26 protein-coding genes, 1 pseudogene and 1 riboswitch are annotated in these 23235 nt (G+C 62.8%); of the genes and pseudogenes, 9 read left to right on the plus strand and 18 right to left on the minus strand.

Annotated elements, in window-relative coordinates; translation table 11 throughout:
• The first annotated feature begins 3 nt into the window (after positions 1-3).
• Positions 4-762, plus strand: a complete 759-nt coding sequence (locus RS897_RS18710; RefSeq protein WP_315837992.1) for a GntR family transcriptional regulator — start codon at positions 4-6, stop codon at positions 760-762.
• A 10-nt stretch (positions 763-772) separates the two neighbouring features.
• Complete coding sequence (locus RS897_RS18715) at positions 773-1753, plus strand: PDR/VanB family oxidoreductase (protein ID WP_315837993.1); 981 nt, start codon at positions 773-775, stop codon at positions 1751-1753.
• A 236-nt stretch (positions 1754-1989) separates the two neighbouring features.
• Here RS897_RS18715 and RS897_RS18720 read toward each other — a convergent pair.
• From RS897_RS18720 to RS897_RS18730, 3 genes and pseudogenes are all read right to left on the minus strand, one after another.
• Positions 1990-2820: pseudogene (locus tag RS897_RS18720) on the minus strand (IS30 family transposase); the annotation flags it as partial.
• 207 nt (positions 2821-3027) lie between these two features.
• A complete protein-coding gene (locus RS897_RS18725) occupies positions 3028-3615 on the minus strand; it encodes a GNAT family N-acetyltransferase (RefSeq protein WP_315837994.1) in 588 nt (195 codons plus the stop codon).
• 13 nt (positions 3616-3628) lie between these two features.
• Positions 3629-4558, minus strand: a complete 930-nt coding sequence (locus RS897_RS18730; RefSeq protein WP_315837995.1) for an SMP-30/gluconolactonase/LRE family protein — start codon at positions 4556-4558, stop codon at positions 3629-3631.
• 312 nt (positions 4559-4870) lie between these two features.
• On the opposite strand from RS897_RS18730, the gene RS897_RS18735 reads away from it, so the two are divergent.
• Positions 4871-6091 carry an ABC transporter substrate-binding protein gene (locus RS897_RS18735; RefSeq protein WP_407654512.1) on the plus strand — a complete coding sequence of 407 codons (1221 nt, stop codon included), beginning with the start codon at positions 4871-4873 and terminating at the stop codon, positions 6089-6091.
• Between the two features lie 78 nt (positions 6092-6169).
• Here RS897_RS18735 and RS897_RS18740 read toward each other — a convergent pair whose 3' ends face one another.
• Positions 6170-6577 carry a hypothetical protein gene (locus RS897_RS18740; RefSeq protein ID WP_315837997.1) on the minus strand — a complete coding sequence of 136 codons (408 nt, stop codon included), beginning with the start codon at positions 6575-6577 and terminating at the stop codon, positions 6170-6172.
• A 312-nt stretch (positions 6578-6889) separates the two neighbouring features.
• Positions 6890-7647, minus strand: a protein-coding gene (locus tag RS897_RS18745; RefSeq protein WP_315831238.1) for an IS5 family transposase whose coding sequence is annotated in 2 segments (ribosomal slippage) — positions 6890-7317 and positions 7317-7647 — 759 coding nt in all. Because the reading frame shifts where the segments join, the coding sequence is not laid out codon by codon here.
• A 263-nt stretch (positions 7648-7910) separates the two neighbouring features.
• Here RS897_RS18745 and RS897_RS18750 point away from each other — a divergent pair.
• Positions 7911-8321, plus strand: coding sequence for a nuclear transport factor 2 family protein (locus RS897_RS18750; protein ID WP_315837998.1), 411 nt, complete (start codon positions 7911-7913; stop codon positions 8319-8321).
• A gap of 57 nt (positions 8322-8378) precedes the next feature.
• Here RS897_RS18750 and RS897_RS18755 read toward each other — a convergent pair whose 3' ends face one another.
• The gene (locus RS897_RS18755) at positions 8379-8516 is read right to left on the minus strand and encodes a hypothetical protein (protein WP_315837999.1); all 138 of its coding nucleotides are present in this window, start codon (positions 8514-8516) and stop codon (positions 8379-8381) included.
• Between RS897_RS18755 and RS897_RS18760 the strand changes: the two genes are divergently transcribed.
• Together RS897_RS18760 and bfr are read left to right on the plus strand one after the other, a co-directional pair.
• Positions 8515-8793 (plus strand): (2Fe-2S)-binding protein, encoded by a 279-nt coding sequence (locus tag RS897_RS18760; protein ID WP_315838000.1) that lies wholly within the window; start codon positions 8515-8517, stop codon positions 8791-8793. The genes RS897_RS18755 and RS897_RS18760 overlap by 2 nt on opposite strands.
• Before the next feature lie 154 nt (positions 8794-8947).
• The gene (bfr, locus tag RS897_RS18765) at positions 8948-9430 is read left to right on the plus strand and encodes a bacterioferritin (RefSeq protein WP_315838001.1); all 483 of its coding nucleotides are present in this window, start codon (positions 8948-8950) and stop codon (positions 9428-9430) included.
• A gap of 234 nt (positions 9431-9664) precedes the next feature.
• Here bfr and RS897_RS18770 read toward each other — a convergent pair whose 3' ends face one another.
• The 3 genes from RS897_RS18770 to RS897_RS18780 all read right to left on the minus strand — a co-directional run bounded on the left by RS897_RS18770 (position 9665) and on the right by RS897_RS18780 (position 13121).
• Entirely contained in the window at positions 9665-9991 is a 327-nt protein-coding gene (locus tag RS897_RS18770; RefSeq protein WP_315838684.1) for a hypothetical protein, read from the minus strand.
• A 346-nt stretch (positions 9992-10337) separates the two neighbouring features.
• On the minus strand, positions 10338-12434 hold the full coding sequence (locus tag RS897_RS18775; protein ID WP_315838002.1) for a S9 family peptidase: 2097 nt from the start codon (positions 12432-12434) through the stop codon (positions 10338-10340).
• A 183-nt stretch (positions 12435-12617) separates the two neighbouring features.
• The gene (locus RS897_RS18780; protein ID WP_315838003.1) at positions 12618-13121 is read right to left on the minus strand and encodes a CinA family protein; all 504 of its coding nucleotides are present in this window, start codon (positions 13119-13121) and stop codon (positions 12618-12620) included.
• A 100-nt stretch (positions 13122-13221) separates the two neighbouring features.
• On the opposite strand from RS897_RS18780, the gene RS897_RS18785 reads away from it, so the two are divergent.
• Positions 13222-13617 (plus strand): VOC family protein, encoded by a 396-nt coding sequence (locus RS897_RS18785; RefSeq protein ID WP_315838004.1) that lies wholly within the window; start codon positions 13222-13224, stop codon positions 13615-13617.
• Positions 13618-13796: 179 nt separating this feature from the next.
• Here the strand turns inward: RS897_RS18785 and RS897_RS18790 are convergent, their stop codons facing one another.
• From RS897_RS18790 to RS897_RS18800, 3 genes are all read right to left on the minus strand, one after another.
• Positions 13797-14426, minus strand: a complete 630-nt coding sequence (locus RS897_RS18790; RefSeq protein ID WP_315838005.1) for a collagen-like domain-containing protein — start codon at positions 14424-14426, stop codon at positions 13797-13799.
• Between the two features lie 130 nt (positions 14427-14556).
• Entirely contained in the window at positions 14557-14928 is a 372-nt protein-coding gene (locus tag RS897_RS18795; protein WP_315838006.1) for a DoxX family protein, read from the minus strand.
• Positions 14929-14988: 60 nt separating this feature from the next.
• On the minus strand, positions 14989-15594 hold the full coding sequence (locus RS897_RS18800) for an MSMEG_1061 family FMN-dependent PPOX-type flavoprotein (protein ID WP_315838685.1): 606 nt from the start codon (positions 15592-15594) through the stop codon (positions 14989-14991).
• Positions 15595-15773: 179 nt separating this feature from the next.
• Between RS897_RS18800 and RS897_RS18805 the strand changes: the two genes are divergently transcribed.
• Positions 15774-16040 (plus strand): DUF2277 domain-containing protein, encoded by a 267-nt coding sequence (locus tag RS897_RS18805; RefSeq protein ID WP_315838007.1) that lies wholly within the window; start codon positions 15774-15776, stop codon positions 16038-16040.
• A gap of 15 nt (positions 16041-16055) precedes the next feature.
• Here RS897_RS18805 and RS897_RS18810 read toward each other — a convergent pair whose 3' ends face one another.
• From RS897_RS18810 to thiO, 6 genes are all read right to left on the minus strand, one after another.
• Complete coding sequence (locus RS897_RS18810) at positions 16056-17081, minus strand: hypothetical protein (protein ID WP_315838008.1); 1026 nt, start codon at positions 17079-17081, stop codon at positions 16056-16058.
• A gap of 157 nt (positions 17082-17238) precedes the next feature.
• Complete coding sequence (gene thiC / locus RS897_RS18815) at positions 17239-19167, minus strand: phosphomethylpyrimidine synthase ThiC (protein ID WP_315838009.1); 1929 nt, start codon at positions 19165-19167, stop codon at positions 17239-17241.
• A 28-nt stretch (positions 19168-19195) separates the two neighbouring features.
• Positions 19196-19804 carry a thiamine phosphate synthase gene (locus RS897_RS18820; RefSeq protein WP_315838010.1) on the minus strand — a complete coding sequence of 203 codons (609 nt, stop codon included), beginning with the start codon at positions 19802-19804 and terminating at the stop codon, positions 19196-19198.
• Positions 19791-20573 (minus strand): thiazole synthase, encoded by a 783-nt coding sequence (locus RS897_RS18825; RefSeq protein WP_315838011.1) that lies wholly within the window; start codon positions 20571-20573, stop codon positions 19791-19793. The genes RS897_RS18820 and RS897_RS18825 overlap by 14 nt, the downstream gene beginning before the upstream one ends.
• 5 nt (positions 20574-20578) lie before the next feature.
• Positions 20579-20776, minus strand: coding sequence for a sulfur carrier protein ThiS (gene thiS, locus RS897_RS18830; protein WP_315838012.1), 198 nt, complete (start codon positions 20774-20776; stop codon positions 20579-20581).
• Positions 20767-21804, minus strand: coding sequence for a glycine oxidase ThiO (thiO, locus tag RS897_RS18835; RefSeq protein WP_315838013.1), 1038 nt, complete (start codon positions 21802-21804; stop codon positions 20767-20769). Before thiO ends, thiS begins: the two co-directional genes overlap by 10 nt.
• Positions 21792-21902, minus strand: a riboswitch (TPP riboswitch). It overlaps the preceding gene by 13 nt.
• A 245-nt stretch (positions 21903-22147) precedes the next feature.
• Between thiO and RS897_RS18840 the strand changes: the two genes are divergently transcribed.
• Entirely contained in the window at positions 22148-23164 is a 1017-nt protein-coding gene (locus RS897_RS18840; RefSeq protein WP_315838014.1) for a formamidase, read from the plus strand.
• The last annotated feature ends 71 nt before the right edge of the window (positions 23165-23235 follow it).

The following is a 23235-nucleotide window of genomic DNA, read 5'->3' on the forward strand; positions in this document are numbered from 1 at the left end:
GCCATGAACGAGCGCGAGGCCGACCGCTCCGTATCGCAAACCGTGCGCGCGCAACTCGCCTTGCGCAACCTGATCCTGTCCGGCGGCCTGCGCTCGGGCGAACGCATTTCCGAACTTCAGGCCGTGGAGACCACGGGGGTCTCCCGCACACCGGTGCGCATGGCGCTGGTGCGGCTGGAGGAAGAAGGTCTGCTGGAAGTCATTCCCTCCGGCGGCTTCATGGTGAAGGCGTTTTCCGAACGCGACGCGCTGGATTCCATCGAGCTGCGCGGCACCCTCGAAGGGCTCGCCGCACGCTTTGCCGCGGAGCGCGGCGTGTCGGCCCGCAGCCTTGCGCCGTTGAAGGAAACCCTGGCGGAACTGGACGAGCTGATGCGCCTCGATCCGATCGCGGTGGAGACGTTTTCGTCCTATGTCACACTGAACGCGCGGTTTCACGCCTTGCTCGCCGAATTGTCGGGCAGTGCGCCGGTGATCCGGCAGATCGACCGCGCCTCGGCGCTGCCGTTCGCCTCGCCAAGCGGCTTCGTCATGGCCCAATCGGCGCTGACAGAGGCGCGCCAGCATCTGATCATCGGCCAGGATCACCATCACATCGTGGTCGATGCGATCGAGAATCGGGAAGGCGCCCGCGCAGAAGCCGTGATGCGCGAACATGCGCGGCTTGCGGTTCGCAACCTGCAACTGGCGCTGCGCAACCGCACCAGCCTGGACATGCTGCCGGCGCTGGCGCTGATCCGCTCGCCGGTTACGGACATCTGAGGAGATCACCATGCGATTTGCCCAGTCATGGTCGCCGTGCGTCGTGCAGCAGATCCGCGATGTCGCGCCGCAGATTCGCGAGATCACGCTGCGACCCGAGAAGACCGGCACCGAGACCTATCCGGTCGGTAGCCACATCAACGTCAATCTTCTGATCGATGGCCAGCCGGAGACGCGCTCCTATTCGCTGGTCGGCGAGACGGGGGCGAACAGCTATCGCATCGCGGTGCGGCTTGCGCCGGACAGCCACGGCGGCTCGCGCGCGATGTGGGCGCTGACGCCGGGGGCGCGCATCGAGGTGAGCAATCCCACCTCGCTGGTCGAACTGGATTGGAGGCGCCCAAGCTATTGCCTGATCGCCGGCGGCATCGGCATCACGCCGATCTTCGGTTTCGCGGCGGCACTGGCGCGGCGCAACGCTGCGCTCAAGCTGCATTACTGCGTGCGGTCGCGCGCCGACGCTGCTTATCTCGACGAGCTCGCGTCATTGCTCGGCGACCGGCTCGTCGTGCATGCCGGCGATGAAGGTGGGCGCCTCGATCTCGATGCGACGTTTGCGCAACTGCCAGCGGAAACCATGACCATCCTGTGCGGCCCGATGCGTCTGCTGGATGCGGCGCGGCGCAGCTGGCAGGCCGCCGGCCGGCCGCTGCCGGATCTGCGCTACGAGACGTTTGGGTCGAGCGGGCTGCTGCCGACCGAGGCGTTTCGGGTGCGCATCAGCAATGGTGGTGGCGAAGTCGTTATCCCGGCGAACAAGTCGATGCTGGAAGTGTTGAACGAGGCAGGGCACGACGTGATGTCGGATTGCGAGCGCGGCGAATGCGGCGTCTGCGCCCTCGATGTGGTTGAGGTCGACGGCGAGATCGACCATCGCGACGTGTTCTTCAGCGATCACCAGAAGCAGGAAAACCGCAAGATGTGCGCGTGTGTGTCGCGCGCGGTGGGCGTGGTGACGGTGGATACGCTGTATCGAAGGGATGCGGCGTAGGTTTTGACAAGCGGGCAACGTCTGCTCTGAAGTTATCCCACCCACATTGTCATCACCGGGCTTGTCCCCATAGGCGCTAAGAATTGAAGCATCTCGACACCCTCAACTGTCATGCCCGCGCACGCACGCGGGCATGCAGTACGCCCGGTGTGCAAGAGGAATTGCTGCATTCATCACAACGGCCTGCGTGTACTGGGCGGATTCAAACAGTCGTCGCAACACGAATTGTTTTCCGCTCATGACAGCAGCTCGTCAAGCGCCTCTGCCGGCGTTTTCCAGCCCAACGTCTTTCTCGGTCGGGCATTGAGGGCCGCTGCCACGGCGGATATCTCGTCAGCGCTGTGGATGCTCAGGTCTGTGCCTTTCGGGAAGTACTGCCGCAACAAACCGTTGGTGTTCTCGTTAGTGCCACGCTGCCAAGGGCTTTGCGGGTCGCAGAAGTAGACCTGGATACCCGCATCGATCTTGAGACGATCGTGCTGAGCCATTTCGGCTCCCTGATCCCAGGTTAGCGAGCGGCGCAGCTCTTCGGGCAAGGTGATGATGGTGCGCGTGATCGCGTCGCGCACGGCCTCGGCCCCGTGTCCTGCGAGTGCAGGCCCGTTCTTCGTGCGCGGAGCTTCGCCATGCCCCGCCAACCGGGGAAGGTGCAATAGCATCGTGAAGCGCGTCGTCCGCTCGACCAGCGTGCCGATTGCCGAGCTGCCAAGACCGAGGATAAGGTCTCCCTCCCAATGTCCCGGCACCGCTCGATCGGCCGCTTCAGCAGGGCGCTCACTGATCATAATCTCCGGCGAGACGAAGCCCTTGCCTCGCCTGCGTACGCGCGCCCTGGGCATCCGTAACACACGCCCTGTTCGCAAGCAGGCCGTTAGCTCGCGGCTCAGCGCCCCACGACCCTGAACGAAGAGGGTTTGATAGATCGCTTCGTGGCTGATGCGCATCCTCTCGTCGTCCGGGAAGTCGATCGGCAAGCGTCGGGCAATCTGCTCAGGGCTCCAGGCCTTGGCCCATCGCCGTTCCTTGCGCGGGCCATGCCGGCGGCCCTTCCACGGAACGGCGGGACCATGAACGGGAGCACCGCTCGTGTCTTCGGTGTGGTTGCGGCATTCGCGTGCAGGTTCAGCTCCATGACACAAGGCCTCCCTCGCAAAAGCTATACCCTGTTCTACACCGATTCCATCCAACCAATCCTCCGGGACCAAACACCTAAGCGGGGTTGCCGGGACAAGCCCGGCAACGACAAAGAGGGTGCCGATGTGCCCCGGCTCCCGCTACCGCTTCCTCTCCAACTGATACGTCAAATGCCCCTTCACCGTCGGCCACTCGGCCGCGGTGATGCTGTAGACCACGGTGTCGCGCAGCGTGCCGTTGACGATCAGGTGGCTGCGCAGGATGCCGTCGAGTTTGGCGCCGAGGCGTTCGATGGCGCGGCGGCTTTGGTGGTTGAAGAAGTGGGTGCGGAATTCCACCGCGATGCAGTCCAGGGTCTCGAACGCATGTCCCAGCAGCAGCAGCTTGCATTGGGTATTGAGATGGCTGCGCTGCACGTTACTGCGATACCAGGTCGAGCCGATCTCCACCCGCTTGTTGATGGCATCGACGTTCATGTAGCTGGTCACGCCGGCAATGGTGCCGTCGGGCTGCTTCACCGTGAACGGCAGCATGGTGCCCTTGGCCTGCAGGTCCAGCCGTCGGTCGATCTCCTTGGTCATTGCCTCCGGTTTTGGAATGGCGGTGTACCAGAGTTTCCAGAGTTCGCCGTCGTTGACGGCTTCGACAAGGCCGTCATGATGGGCGTGCGACAGCGGCTCGAGGCGCGCATGGGCGCCTTCGAGCACGACAGGATCCAACCAGGGCATTCAGAAATCCAGTTTAGCGATTGAGGAAGTTGAGCGGCAGGCCGCCGCGCGGCCAATCCATCATAACGAGTTCGCCCTTGCCCGACAAAGTGATGTAGGCGGTTTTCAGCTCCGGCCCGCCAAAGGCGATGTTGGTGGTGACGTTGTCGCCGGTCGGCACGTGCTCGATCAGCTTGCCGTCGGGGGCGATCACTGAAATGCCGCCATTGATCAGTGTCGCCACGCAGACATTGCCGGAGGCTTCCACCGCCAGCGAATCGAACATCTGGTAGCCGCCCAGACCGGCGATCGGCCGGCCCCGCTCGCCGCGATAGATCACATCGGTGGGGACGATCTCGCCGGGCTCGCCGACCTTGAAGGCCCACAGACGCGCGGTGGGGGTCTCGGCCACGTAGACGGTCTTCTCGTCGGGGGACAGGCCGATGCCGTTGGCCGGCAGCATGCCGAAGTGGCCCTCGACCACGCCGGAGGCGCCGGGCTTCATGTAATAGAACGCGCCGACATCCATGTCCCGGGCGCGGCGCTTGCCGAGGTCCGTGAACCAGAGGCCGCCCTGCCTGTCGAACACCAGGTCGTTCGGCCCCTTCAGCGGATGATCGCCGACCTTGTCGAACAGGGTTTCGATCTTGCCGCTCTGGATATCGACACGCTGGATCGAGCCGCCGATGTATTCCGAGGCGCTCGGCGCGCCCGGCATGATGATGCCGCGGGACGGTGCCCAGCTGAAGCCGCCATTGTTGCAGACATAGATCTTGCCGTCCGGCCCCAGTGCCGCGCCGTTCGGGCCGCCGGGAATCTGGGCGATCACCTCCTTGCGGCCGTCGGGGAACACCCGCGTCAGCCGCTGCGCCCGGATTTCCACCAGGATCACCGAGCCGTCCGGCATTACCACCGGACCTTCCGGAAATTCGAGACCCGTGGCGATGACGCGCGGATTGGACATGAAAGCCTCCCGTTCTTGCTTTTGCTGATTGGCCTTCGATTGCTTTGCGATCGGCCATCGGTGGATGAGGGGCGATCCTAGTTCAAGCCGATGTGGGCTGCCAAGCAGCGCGGACTGTTTCCGCGAGGCGGAATGATTGGCGGCAACCGATTGTCATTAAGTCGCAGCGCGTTGCAACGCATCAAGGCTGGATCAGGTTGGTTGATGCTGCCGCTTCATGCATACTCGATATGCAGACGTGATCTGCCAATGTCCGATGGCTCGAAGCCGCCCCACAAGACCACCGAGCCTCGGTTCAAAAATGGGAGGACGATGATGCATCATGGTTTGAAAACCGCGATGGTGGCGGGACTGCTTTTTGTTTCCGCGGCCAGCGTCGCGATGGCGCAGAAGCGATACGACACCGGCGCCAACGACACCGAGATCAAGATCGGCAATATCATGCCGTACAGCGGACCGGCGTCATCGTACGCGACCATCGGCAAGACGGAAGCCGCTTATTTCCGGATGATCAACGAGCAGGGCGGCATCAACGGCCGCAAGATCAATTTCATTTCCTATGATGACGGCTACAGCCCACCCAAAACGGTGGAGCAGGCGCGCAAACTGGTGGAGAGCGATGAAGTGCTCTTCATCATGAATCCGCTGGGCACGCCGGGCAACACCGCGATCCAGAAATACATGAACCAGAAGAAAGTGCCGCAGCTGTTCGTCTCGACCGGAGCCGCGAAGTGGGCCGACCCGCAGAACTTCCCGTGGACCATGGGCTGGCAGCCGAGCTATCAGGGCGAGGCGCGGGTCTACGCCAAATACATTCTGAAGGAGTTTCCCGGCAAGAAGATCGGCATCCTGTTTCAGAACGACGATTTCGGAAAAGACTATCTGGTCGGACTGAAGGAAGGGCTGGGCGACAAGGCCGGCAGCCTCATCATCAGCGAGGTGCCCTACGAGGTGACGTCGCCGACGGTGGATTCGCAGATCGTGCAGATCAAGTCGGCCAATCCGGATGTCTTCATCAACATCGCCACGCCGAAATTCGCGGCGCAGGCCATCAAGAAGGTGGGCGAGCTCGGCTGGAAGCCGGTGCACCTGGTCACCAACGTGTCGGCATCGGTGGCGAGCGTCATGAAGCCGGCCGGCTATGAGAACGGCCAGGGCGTGCTGAGCGCAGCCTATATGAAGGATCCGAAGGATCCGACCTGGAACAACGATGCCGCCATGAACACCTGGCGCGCGTTCATGGACAAATATTATCCCGAAGGCGACAAGGACGACGGTGCCACCGTGTTCGGTTATGGCGTGGCGCAAGGCATCGTGCAGGTGCTCAAGCAGTGCGGCGACAATCTCACCCGCGAGAACATCATGAAGCAGGCCGCCAATCTCGATTTCGAGATCGGCATCTATCTGCCGGGCACCAAGATCAAGACCAGCCCGACCGATTTCAGCCCGCTGGAGCAACTGCAGATGATGCGGTTCAAGGGCGAAAGCTGGGAGTTGTTCGGCCCGCTGATGAGCGGCGAAAAGAGTTCGTGAGGACCGCCGCCTGAAACGACTTCGGCCCGCGTCGTGAGACGCGGGCCGAGCGAATAATGGCGAGCTCTGATCGGTGGCTTAGAACAGTGAGGCGTACTGCGCGAGACCGGCGCGCTGCACGAGGCTCATGGCGGTCTGCTTCTGGTTCTCGTCGAGGCTGGCGAGCAGCGGCGAGATCGAGGGGGCGACGCGGCGCACGGCGTTCTCATCCACCCGCTCCATGCGCGCGAGCGTCCGCAACGCACTGGCGACCCCGGGCCAATATTTCTGCTGGGCAGCGGTCAGCTTCAGCGCGGCGCGATAGCGCGCGATCGCGACTTCGCTCGCGGCAATCCGCCAGACCGAAGGCTTGCTGGCTTTTTCGGCCGGCGCAGCCGGGGCCGATGCCAAAGACATGGTGTTCTGTGAATTCTGATCAAATTCCTGAGCCGCCAGCGGCGCGCTCATGGCAACAAACAATACCAATGCAATCTTCAATTGCCGCATTATATCCCACCGATGTGATTGAGCTGCCCGCGTGCTATAGACCATATGTGACGGAAGTGGGGTTACAATTTGTCACACTTCCTTAACGGCAATCGTTCCGATCGGTTCCCGCTTTTTGTCCACATAACTGCAGCCAAGCTATGCTTTTGTGCCGCCTTAATGCTGTCGGAGCGCATGGCTCGCCCATATATTCATCGTGAGGGAAGCGGTTCCGCCATTTGATTCGCTAGTGTGCTGAATGCGAAGTTCGTGCGACCGTGCGGCAGGCGCTTTCACGAACTTCGCATTCATAAAGCACACTAGGGCCTGTCCTCAATTGAGCCAAATGATAGCAGCGGCGAGGTGGATTGCGGCAAGGAAATTTCTCGCAGTTTTATCGTAGCGGGTTGCGATGGCGCGATACTGCTTGAGTTTGCAGAAGAAGTTCTCGATGAGATGGCGCGCCTTGTAGGCGTCTTTATCGAAGTCGCGCTGGATTTGGCGGTGGCCTCTTGGCGGGATCACGACCGATTTTGCCCGGGCGAGTAACGGTTCGATCACCCGCTGGTCGGCATCGTAGGCCTTGTCTGCCAGCAAGGTATTGGCCGCCATGTCCGGCAGCAGAGCATCGGCGCCTTGCAAATCATGGGCCTGGCCGGGCGTAAGTTTGAACCCTAGCGGATTGCCCAGCGCATCGACGAGCGCATGAATCTTGGTGCTTAACCCGCCTTTGCTGCGCCCGAGCGCCTCGTCTTCGCCCGCTTTTTTTGCGCCCCGGCACTGTGCTGATGCGCCCGCACGATTGTGCTGTCGATCATCGCGTACTCATTGTCGGCATCGCTCGCCAGCATCTCAAACAACTTCTTCCACACACCGCTCTTGGCCCAGCGTGAAAACCTCGTGTGAACCTTGATCGGATCGCCAAAGCGCTCCGGCAAATCCCGCCAGGGAATCCCGGCGCGATAACGGTACAGCACCGCCTCGACAAACAGCCGATTGTCCTTGGCGGTGACCCCAACGTGCCCTTTGCGGCCGGGTAAAAACTCCTCGATCCTGTCCCATTGATCGTCCCGAAGGGCGTAGCGGCGCATCTGTCAGCTCCCGAATCAGCTGACTGCCTATGAATCACGCGATAATCTGCCGGGGAATCCTCTAATTGAGGACGGGCCCTAGAATCATATGCTTGCTAGTGTCCTTATCGCTTCGCAAGTTCGTACAGAGCTCGCTGAAAATGTGACGAACTTGCGAAGCGGGACACTAGCCGGTGCCTTGTTTTGCCGGATTCGCGGCGACACTTTGAATTGAACTTGATGTGCGCGGGATCGCGTTCGCGACAGCGCAGGCGGAGGCCGACATGAATGATTTAGCCGTTAATGACGACGATGCCGAGAATGTGGATATCCGCGCCGCGATCGAGCGGCACTGGAAGGCGATCGATGCCGGCCAGCTCGACGCGGCTCACAAGATCTATCGCGACAACGCCACCTTGGACTTTCCGCAGTCGGGTGAGCGCATCACGGGGCGAGACAATATCCGCGAGAGCCGTGCTGCCGAGCCGCATCATGCCTCGATCCAGATCCGCAGCATTGTCGGGCAGGGCGATCTGTGGGTCAGCGAGTGCACCACCACCTTCGACGGCGATCCGGAACTGGTCGTCAGCATGATGGAGTTCCGGGACGGCAAGGTGATCCACGAAACCCTGTATTTCGCCGAGCCGTTTGCCGCGCCGAAATGGCGGGCGAAATGGGTCGGCGACAAGGCCTGAATCAGAGACCTTGCGGCGCGGTCTGCGAAACCGCTTTAACCCTTGTTTGAAGCTATTTTAGAGTCGTTCCAAACTTAAAACGGCGGTTTTTAGCCAGTTTGGAATAGCTTGAAACAGCAGCTTTTCCTTTTGCATCCGGGCGGGGGCTTCAATATCGAAAAGGGCAGCATCACAGCCGGATCTGTCTTCTTTCATGATCGTTTGCTCCTGCAATGTCCTGACCGACGACGACGTACGCTCAGCCATGAGTGGGTCGGGCGACCTGCCGCGCACTGCCCGGCAGGTGTATGGCTGTCTCGGCTGCAGCGCCCAGTGTGGCCGCTGCGCGCGAACCATCCAGAAGATCATGAAGGATGCGCTGGGTGCCTGCGCCAAGGAATGTTGCTCGGGCTGCCCGCACAGCGGTGCTCATGCTCCCATCGAGCACATGAAAGCTGAGCTTGATCAGATGGTTATCGCGCTCCAGGCGTAACTGTTTGCTTATCTCTCCAGCCGACCTATCCCCATGTCAGGAACAATCACGCGGGTTTGTGCGCGCGAGGCTTGCCGGCCTCTCCATTCTGATTTAGAAGCATTCTAAATTGAATTCGGCGCCCCGTCAGCGCCGCGGATAAGGAACCGGCACCATGAAGGGCGATCCCAAAGTCATCGATTTTCTCAACAAGGCGCTCCGCCATGAGCTGACGGCCGTGAACCAGTACTGGCTGCACTACCGCCTGCTGGAAAACTGGGGCCTCAAGGACCTCGCCAAGAAGTGGCGGGCGGAATCGATCGAGGAAATGCAGCACGCCGACAAGCTGATCGACCGGATCATCTTCCTGGACGGTTTCCCCAACATGCAGGTGCTCGATCCCTTGCACATCGGCCAGGACGTCAAGGAAGTGCTGGATTGCGACCTGAAGGCCGAATACTCGGCCCGCGCGCTCTATGAAAAGGCGGCGACGCACTGCCATGCCGCCAAGGACTACGTCACCCGCGACATCTTCGAGAAACTGATGAAGGACGAGGAAAGCCACATCGACTTCCTCGAGACCCAGATCGAGCTGGTCAAACGGATCGGCGTCGAGCTGTACTCGCAGCATCACATCGGCGAACTCGACCACGACTGAGTTTGGATGGATACGGTTTGCGCGGAGCCCGGCTGGCAGAGTGTCAGCCGGGCTTTTTGTTGATCCTGCTTCTCATCCGAAAACATGACTCGAGCGAAAGCGGCTCATCACATTCAGCGTCATCACCGGGCTTGACCCGGTGATCCAGCTTAAGAGCTTCTCCAAAGAAAGCTGGATTGCCGGGTCAAGCCCGGCAATGACGGTGTGGGGATGATATGCGGGATTTCAAAATCCTCACGCCGCATCCGCCGGCACAAAGCAGCTGATGATGATGTTGCCGCTGTGCTTGACGTACCAGACCACGGCCTCACCGACCGGGTTGCCGCCATCGCGGATGATGGCCTTGTCCGGCACCTGCATCCATTGGCCGTCGATCGGCACCCAGTAGTTGCCGCTGCGCACGTCGTATTCGGTGCGATGGCCGTCGGAAATATCGCAGCAGGGAACGCCGGTGGGACTGCGCACGCTCTTGAACCAGGAGCGGATGTTGTCGGGGACGTTTTCGAATTGTCCGCGATCGACCGCAAGGGATGTCGATGGCGGCGCTGCCGATAACACCATCAGTAAAGCAAGGCTGCCGAGCGGGGCCAGCCATCGTCTGCGTCGCGACACCATCCGCGTTCCTCCACAGAACGCCGGCCGCACGAGGGCGAAGATATTGTTACTGACTAGCTACCTACGCACCGTCTTCGGCGCCTGACTCCGCAGTAAAACGTCCCTTAAAAGAGAACTTTCTCAAAAGAGAACTTTCTCAAATAGAGACATCGCTTACGACGTCCGCCGAGGGCGATGATCGCGCCCGTGTGTTGCGGCGAATCTCAGTCACAGAAGTGTAACGCAGATCGAGCGTTGGCGAAACGATGACTATCGATTACCAACGCGCCTGTGTAATTCGTCGGTGTTATGATCACGCTTGCGCGCGTCCCGTCACCCACAGAGCGAAGGCATAAGCCAGCGCGACTTCATCCAGTCGATTGAAACGGCCGGATGCGCCGCCATGGCCGGCGTCCATGTTGGTGCGCAGCAGCACCGGGCCGCCGCCGGTCATGCTGGCGCGCAGCCGCGCAATCCATTTCGCCGGCTCCCAATAGGTCACGCGCGGGTCGGTCAGCCCGCCCATTGCCAGGATGGCGGGATAGGTCGTCGCGGCAACGTTGTCGTAGGGCGAATAGGACAGGATGGTACGGAAGGCCTTTTCGTCGGCGATCGGATTGCCCCACTCCGGCCATTCCGGTGGCGTCAGCGGCAGGGTGTCGTCGAGCATGGTGTTCAGCACGTCGACGAACGGCACCTCGGCCACGATGCCGGCGAACAGTTCGCCGGCGCGGTTGGCGACGGCGCCCATCAGCATGCCGCCGGCGCTGCCGCCGTGGCCGACGATCTTCTTCGCCGAGGTATAGTTCGCGGCGATCAGGGCGCGGCCCGCGGCTGCGAAATCATCGAAGGTGTTGGTCTTCAACTCGCGCTTGCCGTCGAGATACCATTGCCAGCCCTTGTCGGAGCCACCACGGATATGTGCGATGGCATAGACAAGGCCGCGGTCGACCAGCGACAGCCGGTTGGCGGAAAACGAGGCCGGAATGGCGTGGCCATAGGAGCCGTAGCCATAGAGCAGCAGCGGCGCCTGGCCGTCGCGCACGAGATCGCGGCGATGCAGGATCGACACCGGCACCTCCGCGCCGTCCTGCGCGGTCGCCATGATGCGGGTGGTGACATAGTCGGCCGGATCGTGGCCGGAGGGGATGTCCTGGCGTTTGCGCAAGCTACGCTCACGCGTCACCATGTCGTAGTCGAACACCTCCGAGGGCGTCGTCATCGACGAATAGCCGAAGCGCAGATTGGTGGTGTCGAATTCGTAGCCGCCCATGGTGTCGAGCGAATAGGCCGCCTCGTCGAAGGCGATGGCATGTTCGTCGCCGCCAGCGAGATCGCGGATGACGATCGACGGCAGCGCGTTCCGGCGCTCCAGCCGGACCAGATGGCCGGCATAGAGTTCGATGTCGAGCACGTAGACGCCCACGCGATGTGGAACGAGATCGCGCCAGTTGGCGCGCTCGGGGCTTGCGAGCGGCGCGGTCACGATCTTGAAGTCGATGGCGTTGTCGGCATTGGTGAGGAAGAACAGCTCGTCGCCGCGGTCGGCCAGCGAATATTGCACGCCGTCCTCGCGCGCCGCGACCAGGCGCGGCTGTGCGTCGGGGACGCTGAGATCGATCAAGCGCTGCTCGGAGGTTTCGTGGTCGCCGCCGGCGATGACACAGAAGCGGCCGCTGGCGCTCTCATGCAGATGGGTGAACCAGCCGGAATCCTGTTCCTCATAGACTAGAGCGTCGTCCGCCTGGGCGGTGCCGAGGCGATGGCGATAGACCTGCATCGGGCGATGGTTGTCGTCGAGTTTGACATAATAGAAGGCTTTGGAATCCGCGGCCCACACCACGCCGCCGTCGGTGTCCTCGACGATGTCGTCGAGATCTTGGCCGGTCGCCCAGTCGCGGACGCGGATGGTGAAATATTCCGAACCCTTGATGTCCGCGCTCCAGGCCTCCAGCGCGTGATCCGGCGAATGCCGTGCGCCGCCGAACTGGAAGAATTTGGATTGTGCGGCAAGCGCGTCGCCATCAAGGATGACATGGCCGTCGCCGCCTGCGCGCGGCTCACGCGCGAACAGCGGATGCTGGCCGCCGTCGCGGAATTTGCGGAAGTAGGCGAACGGTCCATCGGGGGAGGGGACGGTGGAATCGTCCTCCTTGATGCGCCCCCGCATCTCCGCCACCAGGGTCTTCTGCAGGGCGGATGTCGTGCCGAGCAGGCTCTCGGCATAGGCGTTCTCCGCTTCGAGATAACCGCGGATATCAGGCGCGAGCACGGTGGGATCCTGCAGCACCTTCTGCCAGTTGGCATCCTTCAGCCACGCATAGTCGTCGCTCACGCTGATGCCGTGATGGACCACGGTGTGGGGGCGTCGCTCGGCGAGGGGCGGGGTGAGGGAGGGTGTATCGGGCATGGGGATCCAGGTTCCGTGGAATTCGTTGAAGGCACATATAAGCGGCGCAGCAGCACTTCGCATCGCGCGATGGCGAGAAATTTCCACGTGTAGCCCGGATGAGCGGAGCGATATCCGGGGTGACCTCGGTGGGAAAATCCCGGATGTCGCTTCGCTCATCCGGGCTACGGACTGTCAGCTTCGTCAGCGCGGCGCCCCGATTACATCCGCAAACTGCTCGAGCGCCCGCAGCGCGAAGGTGCGCATGTTGGCCTGTCGGTCGGCGCTGCCGGTCTCGATGGTCATGACCCGCTCGCCAAGTTGTCCTTCAGGACCGCCCACCACCGCGGTGCAGGAATGTCCGGCGGCGTCGCCATAGCGGTTGCCGGTCGGGCCGGTGGCGCCGGTTTCACTCAGGCCCCAGGTGCTGCCGAGCAGATCCCTTGTCTTGCGCGCCAGCAGCAGGGCATAGGGCTCGCTCGCGGCGCGGATGCCCTCCATCTCCTCCTTGGTGATGTTGACCAGGGCGGCGCGGGCGCGCGGCGTATAGATCACGCCGCCGCCGCGGAAATACGCCGAGGCGCCTGATACCGCGAGCAGGGCCGCCGAAATCAGCCCGCCGGTGGAGGATTCGCCGACGCCAACGGTTTCACCGCGCTCGATCAGCCGCGCGGCAATGGTCTCTGCAAGAGGGATCAGCGTCTGCATTGGTTTGTCTCCTCGACCCAGTGTCTCGAATTCGAAATTCCACCCGTCGCGATTGGATGCTATCAAGCGGCGCTCAATAAGAGAACACGGAGACCAACCGATGCCCGATACGGCCCCGAAGATCAAATGGGACCACATTCACCTGCGCACGCCGGATGTAGAGGCGACGGCACAATGGTTTGAAACCATGCTGGGCGCGGAGATCATCCGCTCTCCCAGCCGCACCGATCTGAAGCTTGGTGGTGGAATGATCTTTCTTGCGCCGGTGGCCTCGGGCGACGGCGTCAATCCGCCGCCGGTGACGCCGCACCAGGGCCTCGATCATTTCGGGCTCGCGGTGGTGGATATCGACGATGTGGCGGCCGGCCTGAAGGCGAAGGGCGTCACCTTCACCGCGGAGCCCTACAACATCCGTCCGGGCATCCGCATCTGCTTCATCCGCGGACCGCAGGGGATTTCGATCGAGTTGCTGGAGCGGGATGCGAAGTATAAGTGAGGGGTGACGACGATCGTTGCTTGCAAGCGTTATCGGCGAATGCCTTTCGGTATCGACTCCGTCATTGCCGGGCTTGACCCGGCAATCCAGCTTTTTTCGACAGAGTCATAGCGCGAATTGAAGGCTTAAGCTGGATCCGCGGGTCAAGCCCGCGGATGACGCTGAATATGACGAAGCGCTCACTTGTCCTTCTTGTGCTTCCGCTTTTTCTTCTTGCCGTGACGCTCGTCATCATCGTCCTCGGCGTCATCCTCGTCGTCTTCGTGCAAGGCGGCTTCGGCCTCCGCCAGCGCCGCGCGCTCGGCTTCTTCGCGCTCGCGGGCCTCGCGTTCCACGGCTTCACGCTCGTCGCGTTCCCGCTGTTCCTCGGCCTTGCGGTAGGCGTCCCACTCCTTGAAGAGGAGATGCAGCCAGGGGATGATCTGCTCGACCGGCGGCAGCGTGCCGGCGGGGCCCTGCGGACCCGCCTCGCCACGTAGGCCGCGCTCACCTTGCGGGCCGGCTGCCCCCGGCGCGCCATTCGGTCCGGGCTTGCCGTCCTTGCCATCTTTTCCGGCCGCGCCTGGCTTGCCGGCGGCGCCTTGCGGGCCGGCTTCGCCGCGTTTGCCCAGGGGGCCGGGCGCGCCCTGAGCTCCCGCCTTGCCTTGCGGGCCTTCCTTGCCGCGCACGCCGTCGGGGCCACGCTTGCCGATATGACCTTGCGGACCGGGCTTGCCCGGCGAACCGGCATTTCCGGGCGGGCCCTTCGGCCCGGGTTTGCCCTGCGGGCCGGCTCGGCCTGCGCGCCCTGTGATGTCGTCGTCTGCCATGTCTCACCTCCGCACGGTGTGGATGGGGTCTCTTATCAGAGGGACTATGACGGGTTCAATTCAGGCTGTGGCCGCAAGTGGGGACAACAGCCGAAGACCGCGCCATATCAATGCACTTTCCTGCCACGAATTATCGCCGCCACGGCCAGTTGATGACGCCTGCGCCGTACAGGGCCCACCAGGCGATCACCGGCTGCAACGCGATTCGCGGCCCATGATAAAGCCAGCTGTTGGTGATGTAAGGCAGGTCGATGCCGTCGACCGCGTGCTTGATGTTGGCCGGCCAGACACAGACGGCGTAGACCGCCATGGCGATGCCGGCCCAGGAGCGCAACGTTCCGGTGACGAGCGCCGCGGAGGCGGCGATCTCGAACAGGCCGGTGAGGAAAATCACCTGCGGCGCGAACGGCACCCATGACGGCGTGATCGACAGCAGTTTGTCCGGCGCGACCAGATGGGCGATGGCCGCGGCCGTATAAAATGCCGCGATGATCCAGCGCATTATTGCGCGCGCACGATCAGAGGATGGTGCGGGGTCCGACGTTGCGGCCATCGTTGGCGATCAGAGCTGCGTCTTGTAACGCGCCTCGACCTCGGCCTGCGGCTCCGGCGCGCCAAGCGAGGTCTGGGCGTGGATGACTTCGGCGATGCTGGGATAAACGGCGCGTTCGACCCGGCTGTCCGGCGACCAGAGTTTCGAGCGCATCAGCGCCTTGCCACAATGCAGATAAGCCTCGCGCACGGCGACGCGCAGCACCGCGCGCGGCAATTTGCCGAACTCCTCCATCGCCGCCAGCAGCTTCGGCTCTGCCGACACGGTGCCGTGGCCGCCGACCCGCAGCGTCTCGTCGATGCCGGGGACAAAGAAGATCAGTTGCACATAGCCGCTGCCGGCAAGGATGTTCTTGAAGCTGTCGATCCGGTTGTTGCCGGCGCGGTCGGGCATCAACAGTTCATGCTCGCCGTTGACATGGACGAAGCCCACGCCGCCGCCGCGCGGCGAGGCATCGACGGTGCCATCGGGGCCGCTGGTGGCGAGCACGCAGAACGGCGACATGGCGATGAACTTCGCGGCGTGCTCGTCGATGGCCGGGCGCTGCTTGGCGATCACCCGCTCGGTCGGTGGTGGATAGATCTTGGCGAGATCGGACGTGGCGAGGTCAGGCATGGCGAGGTCGGTCATATGCGCTCCGCGAAGCGGGTTGGCTTGCACGGAGGGTAGCATCGGAACCGGAGGGCGCAAGAGGCGCATGTGCGCGGAAGAGGCGACAGCATGCGCGGAGCCCGAGTTGCGAGGCCATCCGGGCCTGATTATGTTGCCTGGAACGATCAATGCAGGAGGCGCCGATGTGCCGGAACATCAAGACCCTGTTTAATTTCGAGCCTCCCGCGACACGGGAGGAGATCCACGCCTCGGCGCTGCAGTTCGTGCGCAAGCTGTCCGGCTTCAACAAGCCCTCGCAGGAGAATACCGAGGCGTTCAACCGCGCCATCATCGAGGTCAGCGACGCCGCGCGGCGGCTGCTGAATTCGCTGCACACCCAGGCGCCGGCCAGGGATCGCGAGGTCGAGGCGGAGAAGGCAAGGGAACGGTCGCGGGCGAGGTTTGGGTGAGCCGGCGCGATGTCGCTATGAGCGGCGTTGTCCCATGCTCTGCAGGACCTTCAAATAGAGCGCCTCGACGATGGTCTGCTGAGACCGGCCGCTGCGCGCATAATGGTCGAGGCCAGGCGCCGAATTGATTTCCAAAATCCAAAACTTATCCGGCCGTTCCGCGATGCTGCCGTTGATCATGAGGTCGACGCCGCACAGCCGAAGTCCCATGTCCTTGGTCAGACGGATCGTCAGCTTGGCGAAGTCCGGATGAATTTTCTTGGTGACATCGATTGAGTCGCCTCCGGATGATAGATTGGCATTGGCCAGGAGAGTAATCGTGTCGCCCCTGCGGGGAACGGACGCGAACGTGAGATGCTGCCGCTTCAGATAATCCTTGATTCGTGGATCTTGCGGCCGCAGTCGCGTGTCTCTGCTCGAGGCGACGAAGCTGCGCTGTTTGACGCGCAGCAATTGTCGAATGGTTTTGGAGCCATCTCCGGTCACGTTGAGCGGGACGCGCTGATAGGCGGAGATGATCTTGTCGTCCAGCACCACCACGCGATAATCGTTGCCCGTCACCGCGGGCTGCACCAAAGCGACGCGATCCTCCTTGAAGATCGCGCGCAGGGACCGATAAAATTCGCGTTTTGTGTAAACTTTGTAGACGTTCTTGCCCTGGCTGCCACTGTTGGGTTTGACCACGACGGGAAAACCGATCTTGACCGCGTAGCGGTACGCGGCGTCGATATTCAATCGTGAACGAATCGCCTCACACCACTTCTCGGAGAAAAACGCGCGGCCGGGGACAACGGAGTATCCCATCTGTGCCATAAAGAAGTTTGCGTAGTCCTTGTCCTTGGCTATGTCGGATGCGCCAAGCGAATTAATGTCGATGGTGTTGTGTCTGAAATAGCATCGGCGGCCGTTCTTGAACGTGATCTGTCCGGCAATCCGCCAGTCCGGCTCGATGAGAACTTTTGCTCCGATTTTCGGGGCAATTTTCTCGAAGATCTGGCCGATGAAGGGTGTTGTCGTTCGAAGTTTGGGCTTTTTGGCCATGAAAATGAGTCCCGATTCTGAAGTCATGGTCGTTCTTGAATATGCGTCTGGCGCGTAAATATGCGTCGGCACGAAAAAGCCGGGCTTTTTCCAAGCCCGGCTTCGTTCCCGATGCGTGCCGGGTCAGCCCGGTCATCATGAAAGAAGAGCGAGCGCCTCACAGCGCCCGGTTGCTCTCCTTCACCCGGTCGGTGTCGAGGTAGAGCTGTTCGCCCATATCCTTGAACTTCTGGCTCATCTCCGCCATCCCCGCCTTCGCAAAGGCTTCGGCGGGCAGGCCGTCCGCCAGCGTGCCTGAGATCGACATGCCGATCGAGTTCGGATCATTCAGCGTGGCGGCGTAGTCGCGCACGTCCTGGGTGATCTTCATCGAGCAGAATTTCGGGCCGCACATCGAGCAGAAGTGGGCGACCTTGTGGGCTTCCTTCGGCAGGGTTTCGTCGTGATAGGCCATCGCGGTATCGGGATCGAGACCGAGATTGAACTGGTCCTGCCAGCGGAAGTCGAAGCGGGCGCGTGACAGCGCATCGTCGCGCAGCTGCGCTGCCGGGTGGCCCTTGCCCAGGTCAGAGGCGTGCGCCGCGATCTTGTAGGTGATGACGCCGACCTTGACGTCGTCACGGTTCGGCAATCCGAGATGCTCCTTCGGGGTGACGTAGCAGAGCATGGCGCAGCCGAACCAGCCGATCATGGCTGCTCCAATGCCCGAGGTGATGTGGTCGTAACCCGGCGCGATGTCGGTGGTGAGCGGCCCGAGGGTGTAGAACGGCGCTTCGCCGCACTCCTTGAGCTGCTTGTCCATGTTGATCTTGATCTTGTGCAGCGGCACGTGGCCGGGGCCCTCGATCATCACCTGGCAGCCCTTCTTCCAGGCGATCTGGGTCAGTTCGCCCAGGGTCTCCAGTTCGGCGAACTGGGCGCGGTCGTTGGCATCCGCGATCGAGCCCGGACGCAGGCCGTCGCCCAGCGAGAACGACACGTCGTACTTGCGCATCAGGTCGCAGATTTCGTCGAAGCGCTCGTACAGGAAGCTCTCCTTGTGATGCGCCAGGCACCACTTGGCCATGATCGAGCCGCCGCGCGAGACGATGCCGGTGACGCGGTTGGCGGTCAGCGGCACATAGGCGAGGCGCACGCCGGCGTGGATGGTGAAATAGTCGACGCCCTGTTCGCACTGCTCGATCAGGGTGTCCTTGTAGACCTCCCAGGTGAGCTTGACCGGATCGCCATCCACTTTCTCCAGCGCCTGGTAGATCGGCACGGTGCCGATCGGGATCGGCGCATTGCGCAGGATCCATTCGCGGGTGGTGTGAATGTTGCGGCCGGTGGAGAGGTCCATCACGGTGTCGGCGCCCCAGCGGATCGCCCACACCATCTTGTCGACCTCTTCCTCGACCGACGACGTCACCGCGGAGTTGCCGATGTTGGCGTTGATCTTGGTCAGGAAGTTGCGGCCGATGATCATCGGCTCGAGTTCGCCATGGTTGATGTTGCAGGGGATGATGGCGCGTCCCCGCGCGATCTCGCTGCGCACGAACTCCGGGGTGATGAACGCCGGCACCGCGGCGCCGAAGCTTTCGCCGTCGGCAAGGGCTGCTTCCGCGCGATCCAGCTGGGTCTTGCGGCCGAGGTTCTCGCGCTCGGCGACGTAGATCATCTCCTTGGTGATGATGCCGGCGCGGGCGAACTCGATCTGGGTGATCATCTCGTTGCCGATGCCCCGCAGCGGCTTGTGGTAGGCGTTGAACGCCTTGGCGGCATGGGACGCGCCGACATTGCCGTTGTCTTCCGGCTTGATGACGCGGCCCTCATACTCCTCGACGCCGCCGCGCTCCTTGATCCAGGCGGTGCGGGCGCGGGAGAGGCCCGAATTGACGTCGATCAGGACGTCCGGATCGCTGTAGGGACCCGAGGTGTCATAGACAGGCAGGTTCGGCTCGCCGGCGCCTTCCGACAGGATGATTTCGCGCAGCGGCACGCGCAGGTCCGGCGCTGTTTCCGGCACGGAATAGAACTTCCGTGACGAGGACATCGGGCCGGTGGTCACTGCGGGGCGGGTGTTGTCGGGGTTGGAGCGAATGTTCATGGGCGTCCTCCTTGAGGTCCTGGATTCTTTAAGCTGCTTCTGAGACGTGATCGAGCCAGGCGCGCACCCGCGCGTCCGGATCGGCGTTCTGGGTGACGTCGCTGACGACGGCGATGGAATCGGCGCCGGCGGCGAAAATGGGTCCGGCCTGTTCGAGCTTGATGCCGCCGATCGCCACCAGCGGGATGTTGCCGACACGCTTGTTCCACTCGCCGATCTTCGGCACGCCTTGCGGCGCGAAGCGCATCGACTTCAGCGTGGTCGGATAAATCGGCCCGAGCGCGACATAGTCCGGTGCGTGGCGCAGCGCGGTCTCCAACTCCTCATCGTCATGGGTGGAGAGCCCGAGCGTCAGTCCGGCGGCGCGGATCGCCTTGACGTCGGCCTCCGCCAAATCTTCCTGTCCCAGATGAACATGGTCGGCCTTGGCCTCGATCGCCGCGCGCCAGTAGTCGTTGACCACAAGCTTGGTGTCGGTGCCCCGGGTGATGGCGAGCGCCTCGCGCACCAGCGCGAGCGCATCGGCGTCGTTGAGGTCCTTGGCGCGCAGTTGCACGGTGCCGACGCCAAGCGCGGTGAGGCGTTTCACCCAGGCCAGCGTGTCGACGACGGGATAGAAGCGGTCAGGATACGGCATGCCAGAAAGGTGTCCCGATGACAGGAGTGGAGGGAGAAGCGAAATCGCGCGGGCCCATCAGCCCGGCTTCGAAACCGGTGCGGCCGGCATCAACGGCGAGGCGGAAGGCATTGGCCATGGCGACGGGATCGGCGGCTTTGGCGACGGCGGTGTTCAACAACACCGCGTCGAAACCGAGTTCGAGGGCTTCTGCCGCATGCGACGGCGCGCCGATGCCGGCATCGACAATCAGCGCAATGTCCGGCAGGCGTTGGCGCAGCAGCCTCAAGGCATCGCGGTTGATGATGCCGCGGGCGCTGCCGATCGGCGACGCCCAGGGCATCACCACGCGGCAGCCGGCATCCACCAGCCGTAACGCCACGCCGAGATCTTCGGTGCAATAGGGGAACACTTCGAAGCCGTCCTTGATCAGGATAGTGGCGGCTTCGACCAGGCCGACCACGTCGGGCTGCAGGGTCTCGTCGTCGGCGATCACTTCCAGCTTGATGCGGGCGGTGCCGAACAGTTCGCGGGCGAGCTTGGCGGTGGTCACGGCCTCGCGCACGCTCTTGCAGCCGGCGGTGTTGGGCAGCACGGTGACGCCGAGCTCGCGGATCAGCGACCAGAACGCATCGCCGGTCTTGCCGCCGGCGCTCTCGCGCCGCACCGAGACGGTGACCAGTTGCGATCCCGACGCCTTGATCGCCTGCTGCATGATCGCCGGCGACGGATAAAGCGCGGTGCCAATCAGCAGGCGCGAGGAGAATTCGGTATCGTAGAATTTCACCATCGAAATTATCCACCCTGCCGTGGCGTCAGGATTTCCACCTGGTCGCCGTCGTTTAGCGTCGTCTCCGCCCAGCGTGTGCGCGGCACCACGTCGTAGTTCACCGCCACCGCCAAGTGGTTGCCCTCGTAGTCGAGCTCGCCGAGCAGCGCGTCGACGCGCGTCGCTGTCGTCTCCCTGCGCTCGCCATTGACGATCAGGAACATCGCATCACCTCATTGTCGATTTCGCCGCGGGCCACATAAGCCGCGGTCAGTTCCGCCAGCGCCGGCGCCAGCAGGAAGCCGTGACGATAGAGTCCGTTCACGGCGATGGTGTTGTCCTTGATGTCGATGCGCGGCAGGTTGTCGGGAAACGCCGGCCGCAGACCGGCGCTGAACTCGACAATCCGCGCTTCGCCGAACGCCGGATGCACCGCATAAGCCGCGCTCAGCAGCTCCAGCGCGGAGCGCACGCTGACGCCGCGGTCCTCGCTCTCGATCGAGGTGGCGCCGATCATGAAGCGGTTGTCCTCGCGCGGGATGATGTACAGCGGCCAGCGCGGATGCAGCAGCCGCACCGGGCGCGACAGCGTGATCTCGTCGGTCTCGACCACGATCATCTCGCCCTTGACGCCGCGCAGGTCGGGTTGGGTGTCGCGTGCGCTGAGGCCGCGGCAGTCGACCACGATGTGGTCGGCTTCATTGGTGCGTTCGGTCTCGAAGCGGATGTCGATGCCCAGGGTGGCGAGCCGCGCGTGCAGTTGCGGCAGCACACGGCGCGGCTCGACATGGCCTTCGTCCGGGAAAAACAAGGCGTCGCGGAAGCGGCCGTCGAGCGAGGGCTCCAGTGCATTGACGCCGTCGAGGTCGAGGCGCTGGTGATGAGTGGTCAGCCGGGCGAAGCGGTCGAAATCGGCGCGGTCGCGCGGATGCGCCACCACCAGCGAGCCGTTGAACGGGGTGTCCGGCAATTCCGCGCGCCACAGGTCGAGTGCGCGGGTGCCGAGCCGCGTGATCACGGGTTCAGCCGATTCGCTCTCGCACCACGGCGCCAGCATGCCGCCGGCCATGTGGCTGGTCGCCTGCATCATCGCCGCGGTGTCGCGCTCGAAGACCGCGACCTTGCAGCCGGCCTTGGCCAGCATCAGCGCCTGCCAGGTGCCGGCAATGCCTGCACCGATGACATCGACTTTTTGGTTGATAGCGGCTGAATTGATAGCCGCGGAATCGCGTATGGAAGACGTCTGAAGCATCCCTGTCCCTTCGCCGGCATGACCCGGATCAGGTTCAAAGGGTCACCGCGCCATTTGCGGTATCTCAGCTCCATGTCGGAGCCCCCCTCGGAACTAGCCTTGATAATAGTGCGCTTCGCGCGAGGGTGCAACCGCGCTCCGGTGTCGCGTCGTGCAGGGCTGCCCCCGGCGCAATGTTGGCACTGACCCGCGCGCCAAAGTCGCCCAATATTTAGCTGCGCAAATGGGCAGACCTGCGCCTGAAAAATCCTCTTTTGCGGCTTGTCGATATCGGCTTTGCTCGCGGCATCTTGATCGGCGTCTGCGATTGATGCGCCGCACAAATCGACCAGGGAGCGATGCGATGAGCGGATTAGGTGGCCTGAACAAATCGCCCAATGGTGTCGTGATCGGACTGGTGCAACTGCAGTTGCCCGTGGTCGTGACCAAGGCGGATCTCGCCCGCCAGACCGAGACAATCGTCGCCATGGTCGGCAAGGCGCGGCGCAATCTCGGCACCATGGATCTGGTGGTGTTTCCCGAATATTCGCTGCACGGCCTGTCGATGGACACCAATCCCGAGATCATGTGCCGGCTCGACGGGCCGGAGGTCGCCGCCTTCAAGCAGGCCTGCATCGACAACGCCATCTGGGGCTGCTTCTCCATCATGGAGTTCAATCCCGACGGCAATCCTTACAATTCGGGCCTGATCATCGACGATCACGGCGAGCTCAAGCTCTATTATCGCAAGTTCCATCCCTGGATTCCGGTGGAGCCGTGGGAGCCCGGCAATATCGGCATTCCCGTGATCGAGGGACCGAAAGGCGCCAAGCTCGCGCTGATCATCTGCCATGACGGCATGTTCCCGGAGATGGCGCGGGAGTGCGCCTACAAGGGCGCGGAGATCATGATCCGCACCGCGGGCTACACCGCGCCGATCCGCGACAGCTGGCGCTTCACCAACCAGGCCAATGCGTTCCAGAACCTGATGATCACGGCGAACGTCTGCATGTGCGGTTCGGACGGCTCGTTCGATTCGATGGGCGAGGGCATGATCGTGAACTTCGACGGCAGCGTGATCGCGCACGGCACCACCGGCCGGGTCGACGAGATCATTACCGCCGAGGTGCGCCCCGACCTGGTGCGCGAGGCGCGCATTCACTGGGGTGTCGAGAACAACATCTATCAGCTGTGGCACCGCGGTTATGTGGCGGTGAAGGGCGGGGCGATGGACTGCCCCTATACATTCATGCAGGACATGGTGGCGGGCACGTTCCGCCTGCCGTGGGAAGATCAGGTGAAGATCACTGACGGCACGTCGTGTGGTTTCGCCGCGCCGACGCGAGCGTTCGGGATGAAGAGCGCGAAGGCGGCGGAGTAGATTAGTCATCCGTCACCCTGAGGTGGCCATCCGAAGGATGGCCCTCGAAGGGCGACGGCCCGTACGTCAGA

Origin of the sequence: Bradyrhizobium prioriisuperbiae, from assembly GCF_032397745.1 — a bacterium.
GTDB lineage: Bacteria > Pseudomonadota > Alphaproteobacteria > Rhizobiales > Xanthobacteraceae > Bradyrhizobium_A > Bradyrhizobium_A prioriisuperbiae.